The sequence below is a fragment of the Bradyrhizobium sp. WYCCWR 12699 genome, assembly GCF_032144035.1.
Lineage (GTDB): Bacteria > Pseudomonadota > Alphaproteobacteria > Rhizobiales > Xanthobacteraceae > Bradyrhizobium.
Genome location: NZ_JAVTJN010000003.1, coordinates 73,842 through 89,488, shown reverse-complemented (window position 1 = coordinate 89,488; position 15,647 = coordinate 73,842). Strand labels below are relative to the sequence as shown.

15 protein-coding genes and 2 pseudogenes are annotated in these 15,647 nt (G+C 65.3%); 16 read left to right on the top strand and 1 reads right to left on the bottom strand.

Translation table 11 applies throughout. The annotated features are described in order from the left end of the window. Nucleotides 1-2 precede the first annotated feature (2 nt). From accC to RPS27_RS02435, 10 genes are all read left to right on the top strand, one after another. The gene (accC, locus tag RPS27_RS02480; protein WP_128930127.1) at nt 3-1,355 is read left to right on the top strand and encodes an acetyl-CoA carboxylase biotin carboxylase subunit; all 1,353 of its coding nucleotides are present in this window, start codon (nt 3-5) and stop codon (nt 1,353-1,355) included. Beyond that, nucleotides 1,352-2,011, top strand: coding sequence for a 5-oxoprolinase subunit PxpB (gene pxpB / locus RPS27_RS02475; protein WP_128930128.1), 660 nt, complete (start codon nt 1,352-1,354; stop codon nt 2,009-2,011). Before accC ends, pxpB begins: the two co-directional genes overlap by 4 nt. Then, nucleotides 2,008-2,994 (top strand): biotin-dependent carboxyltransferase family protein, encoded by a 987-nt coding sequence (locus RPS27_RS02470; protein ID WP_128930129.1) that lies wholly within the window; start codon nt 2,008-2,010, stop codon nt 2,992-2,994. Before pxpB ends, RPS27_RS02470 begins: the two co-directional genes overlap by 4 nt. Beyond that, on the top strand, nt 2,991-3,416 hold the full coding sequence (locus RPS27_RS02465; RefSeq protein WP_128930130.1) for an acetyl-CoA carboxylase biotin carboxyl carrier protein: 426 nt from the start codon (nt 2,991-2,993) through the stop codon (nt 3,414-3,416). Before RPS27_RS02470 ends, RPS27_RS02465 begins: the two co-directional genes overlap by 4 nt. Continuing rightward, nucleotides 3,413-4,204 carry a LamB/YcsF family protein gene (locus RPS27_RS02460; RefSeq protein WP_128930131.1) on the top strand — a complete coding sequence of 264 codons (792 nt, stop codon included), beginning with the start codon at nt 3,413-3,415 and terminating at the stop codon, nt 4,202-4,204. Before RPS27_RS02465 ends, RPS27_RS02460 begins: the two co-directional genes overlap by 4 nt. Before the next feature lie 83 nt (nt 4,205-4,287). Then, nucleotides 4,288-5,055, top strand: a complete 768-nt coding sequence (locus tag RPS27_RS02455) for an SDR family oxidoreductase (protein ID WP_128930132.1) — start codon at nt 4,288-4,290, stop codon at nt 5,053-5,055. Between the two features lie 13 nt (nt 5,056-5,068). Then, a complete protein-coding gene (locus RPS27_RS02450; protein WP_128930133.1) occupies nt 5,069-5,770 on the top strand; it encodes an amino acid ABC transporter permease in 702 nt (233 codons plus the stop codon). A gap of 1 nt (nt 5,771) precedes the next feature. Continuing rightward, a complete protein-coding gene (locus RPS27_RS02445) occupies nt 5,772-6,524 on the top strand; it encodes an amino acid ABC transporter permease (protein ID WP_128930134.1) in 753 nt (250 codons plus the stop codon). 2 nt (nt 6,525-6,526) lie between these two features. Continuing rightward, a complete protein-coding gene (locus RPS27_RS02440; RefSeq protein WP_373291654.1) occupies nt 6,527-7,297 on the top strand; it encodes an amino acid ABC transporter ATP-binding protein in 771 nt (256 codons plus the stop codon). Nucleotides 7,298-7,423: 126 nt separating this feature from the next. After that, a complete protein-coding gene (locus tag RPS27_RS02435) occupies nt 7,424-8,197 on the top strand; it encodes an ABC transporter substrate-binding protein (protein WP_232995647.1) in 774 nt (257 codons plus the stop codon). Nucleotides 8,198-8,418: 221 nt separating this feature from the next. On the opposite strand, the gene RPS27_RS02430 is transcribed toward RPS27_RS02435, so the two are convergent. Beyond that, nucleotides 8,419-9,336, bottom strand: coding sequence for a LysR family transcriptional regulator (locus RPS27_RS02430; RefSeq protein ID WP_232995648.1), 918 nt, complete (start codon nt 9,334-9,336; stop codon nt 8,419-8,421). A gap of 180 nt (nt 9,337-9,516) precedes the next feature. Here RPS27_RS02430 and RPS27_RS02425 point away from each other — a divergent pair, with 180 nt between their 5' ends. The 6 genes and pseudogenes from RPS27_RS02425 to RPS27_RS02400 all read left to right on the top strand — a co-directional run bounded on the left by RPS27_RS02425 (nt 9,517) and on the right by RPS27_RS02400 (nt 15,582). Further along, nucleotides 9,517-10,554 carry a class 1 fructose-bisphosphatase gene (locus RPS27_RS02425; RefSeq protein WP_128955157.1) on the top strand — a complete coding sequence of 346 codons (1,038 nt, stop codon included), beginning with the start codon at nt 9,517-9,519 and terminating at the stop codon, nt 10,552-10,554. A 12-nt stretch (nt 10,555-10,566) separates the two neighbouring features. Continuing rightward, a complete protein-coding gene (locus tag RPS27_RS02420) occupies nt 10,567-11,442 on the top strand; it encodes a phosphoribulokinase (protein WP_100233973.1) in 876 nt (291 codons plus the stop codon). A 16-nt stretch (nt 11,443-11,458) separates the two neighbouring features. After that, the gene (tkt, locus tag RPS27_RS02415; RefSeq protein WP_128955158.1) at nt 11,459-13,489 is read left to right on the top strand and encodes a transketolase; all 2,031 of its coding nucleotides are present in this window, start codon (nt 11,459-11,461) and stop codon (nt 13,487-13,489) included. Continuing rightward, nucleotides 13,486-14,085: pseudogene (locus RPS27_RS02410) on the top strand (type I glyceraldehyde-3-phosphate dehydrogenase); the annotation flags it as partial. The gene tkt and the pseudogene RPS27_RS02410, both read left to right, overlap by 4 nt. 9 nt (nt 14,086-14,094) lie before the next feature. After that, nucleotides 14,095-15,162 (top strand): annotated as a pseudogene (locus RPS27_RS02405) (ribulose-bisphosphate carboxylase large subunit); the annotation flags it as partial. Nucleotides 15,163-15,174: 12 nt separating this feature from the next. Then, the gene (locus RPS27_RS02400; protein ID WP_128929478.1) at nt 15,175-15,582 is read left to right on the top strand and encodes a ribulose bisphosphate carboxylase small subunit; all 408 of its coding nucleotides are present in this window, start codon (nt 15,175-15,177) and stop codon (nt 15,580-15,582) included. Nucleotides 15,583-15,647 lie beyond the last annotated feature (65 nt).

Here is a 15,647-nt window from a genome sequence, read left to right as displayed (position 1 = left end):
ACATGTTCGGCTCGGTCCTCATAGCCAACCGGGGCGAGATCGCGCTGCGCATCCAGCGTGGTTGCCGGCGGCTCGGGCTGCGCACCATCGTCGTCCATTCGGAGGCCGATCGCGATGCGCCCTACGTGCATCATGCCGACGAGGCCATCTGCATCGGGCCGGCCGCGGCAGCGCAGAGCTATCTCAACCAGACGGCGTTGCTGTTCGCCGCCGAGGTCAGCGGAGCGGAGGCGATCCATCCGGGCTACGGGTTCCTGTCCGAGAACCCTGGCTTCGCCGAGCAGGTCGAAGCTGCCGGCCTGACCTTCATCGGCCCGACGGCCGCGGTGATGCGCGTCATGGGCGACAAGGTCGCGGCCAAGCGGGCGATGCGCGCCGCCGGCGTTCCCTGCGTACCCGGTCCGGATGCGGCGCTCGGCGACGACCTCGATCTCGCGCGCGCAACCGCGCGGCAGATCGGCTACCCCGTGATCCTGAAAGCGGCGGGCGGCGGCGGTGGACGCGGCATGCGCATGGTGGAGAGCGAGGCTGGCCTCATCGATGCGATCGCCGTGACGCGGGAAGAGGCGCGGCGCGGCTTCGCCAACAGCGCGATCTACATCGAGAAATTCCTGCGCCGGCCGCGACATGTCGAGATCCAGGTGATTGCCGATACCCATGGCAATGCCGTCTGGCTCGGCAGCCGCGATTGCTCGCTGCAGCGACGGCACCAGAAGGTGCTGGAGGAGGCGCCGGCACCGGGACTGGACCAGGACGTGCTGGCGCAGATCGGCGAGCGCTGCGCGGAGGCCTGCCGGCAGCTCGAATACCGCGGCGTCGGCACGTTCGAGTTCCTCGTCGAGGATGACGCGTTCTACTTCATCGAGATGAATACGCGCCTGCAGGTCGAACACCCCGTCACCGAGATGACCGCTGGGATCGATATCGTCGAGGCGCAGATTCGTGTGGCTCAGGGCGAGGCGCTGCCGTTCGCGCAAGCCGACATCGTCTGCCGCGGTCATGCCTTCGAATGCCGGATCAACGCCGAAGATCCCGACACGTTCGTGCCGTCCCCCGGTGTGATCACCGCCTGGGAGCTCCCCGGCGGCCCCGGCGTGCGCATCGATAGCCATGCCAGCAGCGGATATCGCGTGCCGCCATATTACGACTCGCTGATCGGCAAGCTCGTCGTGCACGGCGCGAATCGCGCCGAGGCCCTGGACCGGCTGCGCATCGCCCTCGACGAAATGCGCGTGGAAGGAATCGCGACCAACCTGCCGCTGCACCGGCGGCTCGTCAGGGATGCCGCGTTCATCAGGGGCGGCGTCAGCATTCACCATCTCGAGCAGCAGTTGTGCGGGAGCGGCAAGGCATGACGACGGACCTGCCACAACTCAGCCTGCTGGGAACGACCGCGCTGCTGTTCGAAGCTCCGGGCGAGACCTCGCTGACGACGCAGTGCCGCATCTGGGCCCTGGCGCTGGAGGCGGGCCGTCTGCCCGGCGTTCGGGAGGCCGTGCCGGGCATGAACAACCTCATGATCGCTTTCGCCGAGCCGCCGCGGCACCGGGGACAAATCGAGCACAGACTGATCGAGCTGTGGCACGCCCTCGAGCCGCTTCCTGTCGCCGGGCGCTGCCTTGATCTGCCGGTGGTCTATGGCGGCGACGGCGGCCCGCACATGGCCGATGTCGTGGCCCACACCGGATTGAGCGTCGACGATATCGTCGCGATCCACAGCGCACCGACTTACACCGTCTACGCCCTCGGCAGCCATCCCGGGTACTGCTATCTCGGTGGCATGGACCAGCGCATCGCGACGCCGCGGCGCAAGGTGCCGGTGCTGCGCATCCCACGCGGCGCCGTCTCCATCGGCGGCAGTCAGACCGGCGTCTCTGCCTCCGATGGGCCGAGCGGCTGGAATACGATCGGCAGCACCGAGGTCGCATTCTTCGATGTCGAGCGCACGCCGCCAGCGCTGCTGCAGCCCGGTGACTGCATCCGCTTCAAAACCATCCGGGTGCTGCGATGATCGAGGTGCTGTCGGCCGGCGCGCTCGCCACGGTGCAAGATCTCGGCCGCACCGGCGCGCTCAACCTCGGCGTCGGGACATCGGGTGCGATGGACCCGTTGGCGCTCGCCGCTGGAAACATCCTGCTGCGCAACGAGGAGAATGCGGCAGCCCTCGAGATACCGCTGTTCCCGTTCCGCGTCCGCTTCACCCATTCGACGGTGTTCGCCGTGACCGGCGCGGATTGCGCGCCGCGGCTCGACGAGGCGCCAGTGCTACCATGGTGGGCGCACCGCGCCGATGCCGGCCAGGTCCTCTCGCTCGCCGTTCCCTCAACTGCGACCTGGCGCGCCAGCCGCGTCTACCTGTGCATCGCGGGCGGGATCGATGTTCCCTCGGTGCTCGGCTCACGCAGTACCCAGCTGCGCGGCGCCTTCGGCGGGTTAGAGGGCCGTCCGCTGCGCGACGGCGATCGGTTGCCAATTGCCGAGCCCCCCGGTCGCGCCAAGACAGGCTTCGGCATCACGCCGCCCGGCCTCGCCTTGCCATTGGAGGTGGACGGGTTGACCGCCGTGCGGGTGCTGCCGGCTGCCGAATACGATAGCTTCACGCCGTCTTCCCACGAGGCGCTATGGTCCGAGCCTTGGAAGATTACGTCACAGAGCGACCGCTACGGCTATCGTCTCGCCGGCCCCGAACTCAGGCCGCAGCGACCCATGGAGCTGCGCTCCCACGGCATTGTCCCAGGCGTGATCCAGGTCCCCCACGGCGGCCAGCCGATCATCCAGATGCGCGATGCGCAGCCATCGGGCGGCTATCCCAAGATCGGCACCGTCATCGACGCCGACCTCTGGCGCCTCGGCCAGGCTCCCATCGGCAGCCGGATTCGTTTCGTGCTGTGCAGCTGGGACGAGGCGCTGGACGCGTCGGCGGCGACCCGGCGCTGGCTGAGCAACGCCCGCCGATTGGTCGAGCTCTACTGCAACCAGGGAGCGGTGCGATGACCAACCCGCTCGACCATGTCGACCAGCTCTGCGCCTTCCTCGCGGCGACCGACATCGGCCTGCTCGAGCTGAAAGGCCCAGCCGGGGTGCTGCGCCTGCGGCATGACGGCGCCCGAGTCGAAGTCGAAATGATCGAGGCTGCGACGGCGGCGCTGTCTTCTTCCCCCACGCAGATCATTCGGGCACCGGTGCCGGGTCTCTACCTCGACCGCCATCCATTGCGCTCGCAACCATCGGTCGCCGTCGGCGACGAAGTTGCGGCCGGCACGCCGCTCGCCTTTCTCCAGATCGGACCGCTCTTGCTTCCGGTCCCGGCCCCGGAGGACGGCATGGTGGTCGAGACGTTCGCCGAGCATGGCGCGACGGTGGGATACGGCGCGCCGCTGATCGGATTGCAGCCGCACGGGAGTGACGCCGAATGAAGATCGATCTCAATGCGGATCTGGGCGAGGGCTACGGTCCCTGGTCCATGGGCGACGACGACGCTCTGCTCGGCCTCGTCTCGTCGGCCAACATCGCCTGCGGCTTTCACGCGGGCGACCCGCTGATCATGCAGCGCACCGTGGAATCGGCAAAGGCGCGGGGTGTCGATGTCGGCGCCCATGTCGGCTTCCCGGATCGCCAGGGCTTCGGCCGCCGGGCGATGCACATCGATCCTACCGAGCTCGCGGCGATGGTCACCTATCAGCTCGGCGCGCTTGCAGGGATCGTCCGCGCAGCCGGTTACCGCATGACCCACATGAGTTTCCACGGCGCCTTGGGCAACATGGTGGCCGCCAACGCCAAACTCGCCGAACCGCTGGTCCGCGCTGTCGCCGCCTTCGATCGAGAGCTCCTCATCGTATCGTCGACCAGCCGCGCCATCGAGGGGGCGGCGGCGGCCTGCGGCCTGCGCGTCGCCACCACTTTCCTCGCGGATCGCGCCTACGACGATGACGGACTGCTCGTGCCACGGGGCACGGCCGGCGCGGTCATTCACGACCCGGCGCTCGTGCTCGAACGGGTGCAGCGCCTGCTCTGCGACGGCGTCGTCATCACCGCGACCGGCCGGGCGCTGCCGATGCAGGCCACATCGATCCTGCTGCATGGCGACACCCCGGGCGCGGTCGAGTTCGCCCGGACGATCCGTGCGGCGATCGAGACCGCCGGTGGCGAGATCGCGCCGGTGTCGCACCTGATCGCCGGCGGCCCCGGGCGTGGCCCATCATAAGCGCCCCTTATCCCGCCAAAGTGATTCCATCTTGGCGGCGGAACTGCTCCGTCGGTAGCCTCTGGAGAACAGCGAGGACTCAGATGCCATTTTCCGACTACAGGACGGCTCTCGTCACCGGCGCCTCGTCAGGCATCGGCCTCGCCGTCGTCGAGCGCCTGGCGCGCGAGGGACTGCAGGTGCACGCGTTGGCGCGTAGCGCCGATCCACTGAAGGCGCTGGCAGATCGCACCGGCTGCATTCCCCATGCCGTCGACGTTCGCGATCTGCCTGCGCTTACCAAGCTCGCCGGCAGCGTCGAATTCGACGTTCTCGTCAACTGCGCCGGCGTCGACCGGCCCAAGAAATTCCTGCAGGCGGATGCCGAGGATATCGAGCTACTGCTCGGCGTGAATCTGGGGGCCGTCCTGCATCTGTGCCGCCTCGTCGTGCCCGGCATGGTGGCGCGCGACCGCGGTCACGTCGTGAACATCACTTCAATCGCCGGCGCCTATAATTTCGGCGGCAACTCGACCTACCACGCCACCAAGGCGGCGGTCAGCATGCTGTCCCGTCAGCTCCGGATCGATGCCTTCGGCAAGCGTGTTCGCATCACCGAGATCTGCCCGGGGCGGGTCGAGACCGATATCTTCGCTCACGTCCACGGCGACTCCGCCGCGACCCGCGCTGCCTTCATCGACGGATTCGAGCTGCCCAAACCGGAGGACATCGCCGACACGATCGCTTTCGCCATTGCCGCGCCAGTGGCGGTAAACATCGGCCATATCGAGATCACACCGACCCTGCAGGTGCCGGGCGGACTGTCGACGGTCCGTCCCGAGCACCCCGCCAGCCCTCCAGCCGTCACCTAGAGCGGAGGGTGCGATGAAGGGCTTCGACCTCATGGCGATCCTGCTGAACCCCGAGTTCAGCCGCATGCTCGTCCACGGGGTGAAGATGACCTTCATCATCTTCGCAGGCTCCTGGCTGCTCGCCATGAGCCTCGGTATCACCCTCCTTGCAATTCGAATGCTGCCGGGCCGGATCGCCGACGCCCTGGTCGAGGCCTACGTTGCCTATCACCGCAACGTGCCGACACTGGTGCAGCTGATGCTCTGGTATTTCGGTGTCTCCAGCCTGCTGCCCGAGCGGCTCCAGGTCTGGCTGTCCGATCAGAACGGCGAGGCAATCTTCGCGGTGATCGCGCTCGGACTGTGTCAGGCCGCATATTTCAGCGAAGACCATCGGTCGGGCTTGCGCGCCGTGCCCAAGGGCCAGTGGGAGGCCGCTCGCGCGCTGGGTCACAGCTATCTCGGCGCGATGACTTACATCCTGCTGCCGCAGGCGGTCCGAAATGCGATGCCGGCGCTGGTGAACCACACGGTGTCGCTGTTCAAGAACAGCAGTCTTGCCATGGCGATCGGCGTCACCGAGCTCACGCATGCGGTGAAGGAGGTCGAAAACCAGAGCTTCCGCGCTTTCGAGACCTACCTGATCGCGACCGTCTTCTACCTCGTGTGCTCGCTGCTCCTGATGTGGCTTGGCTATTATTTCGAGCGGCGCAGCCGCATGGCGGGAGCGCTCTGACATGACGCTCCTGTTCAACATGATAGGCATCGTCAGCGACAACTGGCTGCTGCTGCTGGTCGGCCAGTTTCCGAACGGCCCGCTCGGCGGGATCGCCGCGACCCTGATCCTGTCGATTCTTGGAATTGCGCTGGCATTCCCGCTCAGCGTGGCGATGGCGCTCGCGCGTCTATCGCCTTGGCCCGTGCTGCGCTGGCCGGCGACGGCGCTGGTCTATGTCGTGCGCGGCGTTCCGCTGCTGCTGATCATCCTCTGGGTCTATTTCCTGCTGCCGCTCCTGATCGGCGAGAGCGTTCCCGGCTTCGTGACCATGCTCGCCACCTTGGTCATCTACGAGGGGGCCTTTCTCAGTGAGATCGTGCGAGCCGGAATCACGGCATTGCCGCGAGGGCAGATGGACGCGGCGCGGGCGCTCGGCCACAGCCACCTCGGCGCGATGCGCTACGTGATCCTGCCGCAGGCGCTGTTCAACATGATCCCGAGCATCATCAGCCAGTTCGTCTCCACCATCAAAGAGACGACGTTGGGCTACATCATCAACGTGCCAGAGCTGACCTTCGCGGCGGGACAGATCAACAACCGGCTTCTGACCAAGCCGTTCGAAGTCTACTTCATACTCGCCATCATCTATTTCGTCGTCTGCTGGACTCTCACTAAGCTGGCCAGCACGCTCGAACGTCGGATTGCCGTTCGGCGCGCCAGGTCGATGGATGGTGCTGCAGCGCCGGCTTTGGCAGCCGCATCGAGGACATGATCATGTCAAACCAGGCCTCGAACAGTACGGCAACTCCGATGATTGAATTCATTGGCATCAACAAGTTCTACGGTTCGCTGCCCGCCCTCGTCGACATCAACGCGGAGGTGAAAAAGGGCGAGGTGGTCGTGGTATGTGGCCCCTCGGGCTCTGGCAAGTCGACGCTCATCCGCACCGTCAACCGGCTTGAGGAGATCCAATCCGGAGTGCTGCGCTTCGACGGACAGAATGTTCATGCGAAGATTAGCAGCTTGGCAATGAACCACCTGCGCAGCCGTATCGGCTTCGTTTTCCAGAGTTTCAATCTGTTTCCACACCTCAGCGTGCTGGACAATGTGATGCTGTCGCCTGTGAAGGTGAACGGCATCAAACGGAGCAAGGCAAGGGAGATCGCGCTTCAGTTGCTCGACCGGGTAGGCCTTTCCAGCAAGGCGCAGAACTATCCGGCGCAGCTGTCCGGCGGCCAGCAGCAGCGTGTCGCGATCGCGCGAGCGCTGGCCATGGAGCCGCCGGCGATGCTGTTCGATGAGCCGACCAGCGCGCTCGACCCGGAGATGGTCGGCGAAGTTCTGGCGGTGATGCGGGGACTTGCTCGCGATGGCATGACCATGATGTGCGTCACCCATGAGATGAATTTCGCACGCGATGTCGCTGATCGTGTCTGGTTCATGGATGCCGGGCGCCTGCTGGAATCGGCGTCGCCGAGCGCGTTCTTCGGCTCGCCGCAGCATCCGCGTGCGCAGCGCTTTTTGTCGGATCTGCGGGCACGATGACAACGCCTGCCATCATTGCAAAACAGGGAGTTCGAAATGTCGATCGGGATCGGGACTAAGACTGGAAAATGCGTGCTCCGCGCCGCCATCGTTGCCACGGGCCTGAGTTGCTTTGCCAGCGTGGCCATGGCTGATCAGCTGGCCGATATCATGCAGCGCAAAGAGCTGCGCTGCGGCACCTTCGCCGACGTACCCCCGTTTGCCGCGCCCGATCCGAAAACGCGGGAGATGGTTGGCTTTGATGTCGACCTCTGCAGAGCCATTGCCAAGCGCTGGGGCGTCGAGGCGAAGATCAGCCCGCTCTCGGTCGAGGCGCGGGTGCCCGAGGTCAAGCTCGGCCGCGTCGACATCACAGTCGCCAATCTCGCCTATACGCTGGGCCGCGCCGAGCAGATCCAGTTCTCCGACCCCTATTATCTCGCCAAGGAGATGTTGGCGGTGAAGGCTTCGGATCCAGGAACCAAGAAGGCCGACTTCAAAGGTAAACGTCTGGCTTCGACCAAGGGCTCGACCTCCGAGCTCGCGATCAAGCTGAATGAGTCGGATCCCCTCACTTTCGTCGACACCGGCTCGGCTTTCATGGCCGTCCAGCAGAACAAGGCGGTCGGAATGGTGGCCAATACCATGACCATCACCAAGCTCGTCAACGAATCGAAGTCCGCTGGCCAACCGCTGAAGATGATCGATGAGCCCATGGTCTTGCAACCGATCGGCATCGGCATGAAGAAGGACGAGCCGGCGCTGCTCGCCAAGATCAACGAGACACTGCTCGCACTCGACCAGGCAGGTGAGATCAACCAGCTCTGGGACAAGTGGCTCGGCCCGAACACCGAGTTCAAGATGACCCGCACCGACAAAGTCGTGCCGCTCGGCCAACTTAAGTTCACGCCGTTGCCGTAACCGGTGCACCGGGGCACACCTCCAAGAACCGGCCCGGACAGACTTGGTGGTTGAAACGGCGTCGGCTCCTGGACGCGGTGGGTCAATGCCTGGTCGACGTGCAATAAAACATTGGAAGAAGTCGAGAAAAAAGCGCGATGGGTTGAATCGTCATGGCGCTTTAGCTCTTTGTTTGAGCATGAGTTTTGGGAAAACCGCTTCACACTTTTCCGGATCTTGCTTTAGCGCCCGCCGAGTTCAGGTAGGTACGGCAAATAATTCGACCCTTCAGAGCCAAGAAAATCGAACATAGCCTGCGCCGGCGGCAGCAGGACCTTGTCACTGCGGCGGATCACGTACCATTGCCGCACGATTGGTAGGCCCGCGACGTCGAGCACGACGAGGCGGCCCTCGCCGAGCTCGTGCGCGACGGTGTGCGCCGAGATGAAGGCGATGCCGAGCCCGGCGATAACAGCCTGCTTGATGGTCTCGTTGCTGCTCATCTCCATGCCGATGATTGGCTCGAGATCCGATTTCTGGAACATGCCCTCCATTAGTGTTCGCGTGCCCGAGCCCGGCTCGCGAGTGAGAAAGGTCTCGTGCACAAGGTCGGTCAGACTGAGTCCTCGGTCCTTTTCCAGCCAATGTCCCCTGCGGGCGACGATGATGTGCGGATTGCGGCCGAGCTGGCGCACGTCGACGTGGACGTCGGCGGGTGGCCGGCCCATCACCGCGAAGTCGAGATCATAACCGTGCATGGCTGCGCGGATCTCATCGCGATTGCCAATCGTCAGCTTGATCTCGATCTTGGGGTAGCGCTTGGAGAACGCCGCGATCGCATGCGGCACGAAATATTTAGCGGTCGAGACCGCACCGAGATGCACCGCGCCGCCGCTCCGTCCGGCGAGCAGGTCGAGCGCGCCCTGGCAGTCCGCGATCGCGGCCTCGACCCGCTCGGCCAGCGCCAACACTTCCTTGCCCGCCGCGGTCAGCTGCATGCCGTCGCCGGTCCGCTGCACCAAGGGCAGGCCGGCGAGGTCCTGAAGTTGCCGCAGCTGCTGGGTCACGGCCGGCTGGGTCAGCCCAAGATGGCCGGAGGCCGCCGTCACGCTGCCCTTGGCCGACAGCGCCGCGAGCGAGCGCAGCTGCCTGATCGTCAGATGCCGGAGCTGTGCAGCCGCCTGTCCGGGTCAATTATAAGAAAATTCTTTGGTGCTCATTACGAATAGAAATTTTCCTTATTAATCTGTCCCTGTCAATCTCCTGGTGCTGGGACTGACCGCGACCGACCTTCAGAGGGGAGGGCATGGCTGCGGCGCCGGCCAAGGGGATGGACGCAGATGACTGGGCAACTCAGGCTGGACGATCACCTTCAACGGTATTCCGAGACCGCGCCGCATGCGCTGGCCGTGGCGGCCGCAGTCGATGCCATCGCGGCGGCGGCCATCGAAATCGCCGACCTCATCGCGTCAGGTGATCTCGCTGACGCCTCTGGCCTGACCACGGAGCGCAACAGCGACGGCGACATCCAGCGCGACCTCGATGTCCAGGCCGATGCGATCCTGCGCCGCTGCCTCAGCAAGCTGCCGATCGCGGCGCTGGCGTCGGAGGAGATGCGCGAACCCCAGATCGGCGACCGCGAGGGCCGCGTCTGCATCGCGATCGATCCGCTCGACGGATCCTCCAACATCGACATCAACATGACGGTGGGGACGATCTTCTCGATCCTGCCGGCACCCGACGACCTCTCGCTCGCCTTTCACCAGCGCGGATCAGTGCAGCTTGCGGCGGGCTTCGTCACCTACGGGCCGCAGACCTCGCTGGTGTTGACGCTCGGCGAAGGCGTCGACATCTTCACGCTCGATCACAAGGCCGGCTGCTTCCGTCTCGCCCGCAGCGGCGTGCAGATCTCCGAGGCCTGCGAGGAGTTCGCGATCAACGCCTCGAACCGTCGGCACTGGGATCCGCCGGTGCGCGCCTTCATCGACGAATGCCTCGCAGGCGTCGAAGGCCCCGCCAACCATGATTTCAACATGCGGTGGGTCGGCTCGCTGGTTGCCGAGGCCTACCGAATCCTCACCCGCGGCGGCGTCTTCCTCTACCCTTCGGACGCGCGCCCCGGCTACGGCGAGGGCCGCCTGCGCCTGACTTACGAGGCGCATCCGATGGCCATGATCATCGAGCAGGCCGGCGGCTCCGCCTCCACGGGACGCGAGCGCATCCTCGACCTCTCCGCGCAGAGCCTGCATCAGCGCGTGCCCCTGATCATGGGCTCGAGCAACGAGGTGCGGCGCGTCGAGGAGCTTCATTGCGATCCAGTGCTGGTCGCCAGCGTCTCTGCGCCGCTGTTCGCGCGGCGCGGATTCTTCCGGCTCTGAGCGAGGTGTCCCATGTCCAGGAAGCATCCGATCATCTCCATCACCGGCTCCTCCGGCGCCGGCACCACCTCGGTCAAGAAGACTTTCGAGCAGATTTTTTTCCGCGAGAAGGTCAATGCCGCCTACATCGAAGGCGACGCCTTCCACCGCTACGACCGCGCCGAGATGCGCGCGCAGATGGCGAAAGAGGCCGAGCGCGGCAACAAGCATTTCAGCCATTTCAGTCCCGAGACCAACCTGTTCGAGGAGCTGGAGCGCGCGTTCCGCGACTACGGCGAGACCGGTACGGCGGTGACGCGGCACTATGTCCACGACGCCGAGGAATCCGCGCTGCATGGCACGGCGCCCGGTACTTTCACCGACTGGAAGCAGCTGCCGGAGAACTCCGACCTGTTGTTCTACGAGGGCCTGCACGGCGCCGTCGTCACCGACAAGGTCAATGTCGCGCGCTATGCCGATCTCAAGATCGGCGTCGTGCCCGTCATCAACCTCGAATGGATTCAGAAGCTGCACCGCGACCGCAGCGCGCGCGGTTATTCGACCGAGGCGGTCACCGACACCATCCTGCGGCGGATGCCCGACTATATCCACTACATCTGCCCGCAATTCACCGAGACCGACATCAACTTCCAGCGTGTGCCGACGGTCGACACGTCCAATCCGTTCATCGCGCGCTGGATCCCGACGCCGGACGAATCGATGGTCGTGATCCGCTTCAAGAATCCACGCGGCATCGACTTCCCCTATCTGCTCTCGATGCTGCCGCAGAGCTGGATGTCGCGCGCCAATTCGATCGTCTGTCCCGGCGCGAAGCTCGATCTCGCCATGCAGCTGATTCTGACGCCGCTGATCATGCAGTTGATCGAGCGCAAGCGCAGCCTGAAGTGAACGAGGAGAGACACCGATGAATATCTCCGTCCACGCCGAAGCCGACATCACGGCAGTCGCGCATAACGATCTCGCCAACGCCGTCCGCTTCCTCGCGGTCGATGCCATCGAGACCGCGCAGTCGGGCCATCCAGGTCTGCCCATGGGTATGGCCGATGTCGCGACCGTGCTGTTCTCGCGCTTCCTGAAATTCGACTCGGCGCATCCCAATTGGCCGGACCGCGACCGCTTCGTTCTGTCGGCGGGCCACGGCTCGATGCTGCTCTATGCGCTGCTGCACCTGACCGGCGGCGACCTCAGTCTCGATGACATCAAGGCGTTCCGGCAGTGGGGCTCGAAGACGCCGGGCCATCCCGAATACGGCCACACGCCGGGAGTCGAGACCACGACGGGTCCGCTGGGGCAGGGGATTGCGACCGCGGTCGGCATGGCGCTTGCCGAGCGCATGGCCAATGCGCGGCATGGCGACGGCCTCGTCGATCACTTCACCTACGTGATCGCGGGCGACGGTTGCCTGATGGAAGGTCTCAGCCAGGAGGCGATCTCGCTCGCGGGTCATCTCGGGCTCGGCCGTTTGATCGTGCTGTTCGACGACAACGGCATCTCCATCGACGGTCCGACGTCGCTCGCGACATCGGATGATCATCTCGCGCGCTTCGCGGCCTCCGGCTGGTCGGTGCGCCGTGTCGACGGACACGATCCAGAAGCCGTGGCCCAGGCGATCGCGGAGGAGCGGGAGACCGCCAAGCCGTCGCTGATCGCGTGCCGCACCATCATTGGTTATGGGGCGCCTGATCGGCAGGGCACCGAGAAGGCGCATGGTGCGCCACTCGGCACCGAGCAGACCGCGGCGGCGCGCCGCGCGCTCGGTTGGGATTATCAGCCTTTCGTGGTGCCGATCCCGGTGCTCAAGGCGTGGCGGATGATCGGACAGCGCGGGCAGGTCGAGCGACTCGCCTGGCTCGATCGTTATGAGCGCGCAACGCCCGAGCAGCGCGATTTGTTCGTGGAAGGTAGGGCGGTTGCCCTGCCTGCTGCCTATGTGCTCGCCGCGGCGAAGTTGCGCGAGCGCTTCGCATCCGAACGGCCGAAGCTGGCGACGCGGCAGGCTTCGCAGCAGGTGCTTGACGGCATCGCCAGCACCATTCCCGGACTGGTCGGCGGCTCGGCGGATCTGACGCATTCGAACCTGACGCAGGCGAAGGCGCAGACCCCCGTTAAAGCCGGTGCGTTCGCCGGTGGCTACATCCACTACGGTATCCGCGAGCACGGGATGGCTGCAGCAATGAACGGCCTCGCGCTGCATGGCGGCTTCATTCCCTATGGCGGCACGTTCCTCGCCTTCTCCGACTACAGCCGTCCCGCGATCCGGCTCGCAGCGTTGATGCGGCTGCGGGTTATCCACGTGATGACGCACGACTCCATCGGGCTCGGTGAGGACGGCCCGACGCATCAGCCGGTCGAACACCTTGCCGCGCTGCGGGTGATCCCGAACTTGCTGGTGTTCCGTCCCGCCGACGCGGTCGAGACGCTGGAGGCTTGGGACTGCGCACTCGGCTCCGAGCATCGCCCGTCCGTGCTGTGCCTGTCGCGTCAGGCGCTGCCAACTTTCCGCAGCGATGCCCGCGGCAAGAACCGCGTCGCACGCGGCGCCTATCTCGTCGTCTCGCCCGACGGCGGCCGTGACGTGACGCTGATCGCGACCGGCTCGGAAGTCTCGATTGCGCTGGAAGCAGCCCGCCTGCTCGCGACCGAGCACATCCGCGCGGCCGTGGTGTCCGCGCCCTGCTTCGCCTTGTTCGAGGAGCAGCCGGACGATTACCGCGCCACCGTGCTCGGCACGGCGCCGCGCGTCGGCGTCGAGGCAGCGGTTGTCGGCGACTGGCATCGCTGGATCGGTGCCGACGGTGAGTTCGTCGGCATGCGCAGCTTCGGTGCCTCGGCGCCGGCGCCCGTGCTGTACCGCGAATTCGGCATCACACCGCAGAGCATCGCAGAAGCGGCCAGGCGCTCGGTCGCACGTCGGAACCAGGGAAGAACAGCATGAGCTTGCGTGTCGCCATCAACGGATTTGGCCGGATCGGTCGCAACGTGCTGCGTGCGATCGCCGAGTCCCGCCGCAACGACATCGAGGTGGTCGCGATCAACGACCTCGGTCCGGTCGAGACCAATGCGCATCTGCTGCGCTTCGACTCGGTCCACGGCCGCTTTCCCGGCGAAGTCAAGGTCGACGGCGATACGATCGACGTCGGCGGCGGCCCGATCAAGGTGACCGCGATCAAGGACCCGGCGCAGCTGCCGCATCGTGCGCTCGGTGTCGATATCGCCCTGGAATGCACCGGTCTGTTCACCTCGCGTGAGAAAGCCGCCGCACATATCCAGGCCGGTGCCAAGCGCGTGCTGGTCTCGGCGCCGGCAAGCGAGGTCGATCTCACCGTCGTGTTCGGCGTCAATCATCTCGCCCTGACCGGCGATCACATCGTGGTCTCCAACGCCTCGTGCTCGACCAACTGCCTCGCGCCGCTCGCTCAGGTGCTGGACGACGCCGTCGGGATCGAGAAGGGGTTCATGACCACGATCCACTCCTACACCGGCGACCAGCCGACGCTCGATACGTTCCACAAGGACCTCTATCGCGCCCGCGCCGCGGCGCTGAAGGCGCTGCGGCTCGAGGACATGCGGCTGCCGGTCGCCTATGTGAAGACGTTCCAGGGGCCGGCCACCGGCATCGTGGTCGAGCGCGAGCGGCTCGACAAGTTCGGCCGGCCGCTGCTCGGCGCCACCATCAAGCCGAAGCTCGGCCTCTCGGGCCGCAATTACGGCCGCGTGGTCTATGAGGCGCTGAAGGGCGGGCTCGACTTCACCAAGGACGACGAGAACATCAACTCGCAGCCCTTCATGCACTGGCGCGACCGCTTCCTCTACTGCATGGAAGGCGTCAACCGCGCGCAGGCGGCGTCGGGCGAGGTGAAGGGCACCTATCTCAACATCACGGCCGCGACCATGGAGGACATGTACGAGCGTGCGGAGTTCGCCAAGGAGCTCGGCTCGGTCGTGGTCATGATCGACCTCGTGATCGGCTACACCGCGATCCAGTCGATGGCGAAATGGGCGCGCCGCAACGACATGATCCTGCATCTGCACCGCGCCGGTCACTCGACCTATACGCGCCAGAAGAGCCATGGCGTGTCGTTCCGCGTCATCGCCAAATGGATGCGGCTCGCCGGAGTCGATCACATCCACGCCGGCACGGTCGTCGGCAAGCTCGAGGGCGATCCCAACACCACGCGCGGCTATTACGACATCTGCCGCGACGACTTCAACCCGATGAAGCTCGAGCACGGCGTGTTCTTCGACCAGAGCTGGGCGAGCCTGAATAAGCTAATGCCAGTGGCTTCCGGCGGCATCCATGCCGGCCAGATGCACCAGCTGCTCGACCTGCTCGGCGAGGACGTCGTGCTGCAGTTCGGCGGCGGGACCATCGGCCACCCCATGGGTATCCAGGCCGGGGCGACCGCCAACCGGGTGGCGCTGGAAGCGATGATCCTCGCTCGCAACGAGGGACGTGACTACGTTCACGAAGGCCCAGAGATCCTGGCCAAGGCCGCAGCGACCTGCACGCCGCTGAAGGCCGCGCTGGAGACCTGGAAAGACGTCACTTTCAACTATCAATCCACCGACACGCCGGACTTCGTGCCGACGGCGCTCGCCGCTGTCTAAAGGAGAGCAAAGATGAAACTGACCCAAGGCTGTTTCTCCTTCCTGCCCGATCTCAGCGACGAGCAGATTACCAAGCAGGTGCAATATTGCCTGAGCAAGGGTTGGGCGGTGAACATCGAGTTCACCGACGACCCGCATCCCCGCAACACCTATTGGGAGATGTGGGGTCTGCCGATGTTCGATCTCGCGGACGCTGCCGGCGTGATGATGGAGCTCGCCGAATGCCGCAGGGTGTATGGCGACCGCTACATCCGCGTCTCGGGATTCGATTCCAGCCATGGCTGGGAGTCGGTGCGCATCTCGTTCCTCGTCAACCGGCCCGCGAAGGAGGCTGAGTTCGAGCTGGTGCGCCAGGAGATGGCCGTACGCTCGGTACGTTACACCACCGTACACCGGCAACCTCAGCCGGCTTCCTCTTAGTCGCTTTCCGCTCGGAGCGACTCTTTCTCCCCGCTCCGACTCCCTGGCGGACAACTGCTTCGCCG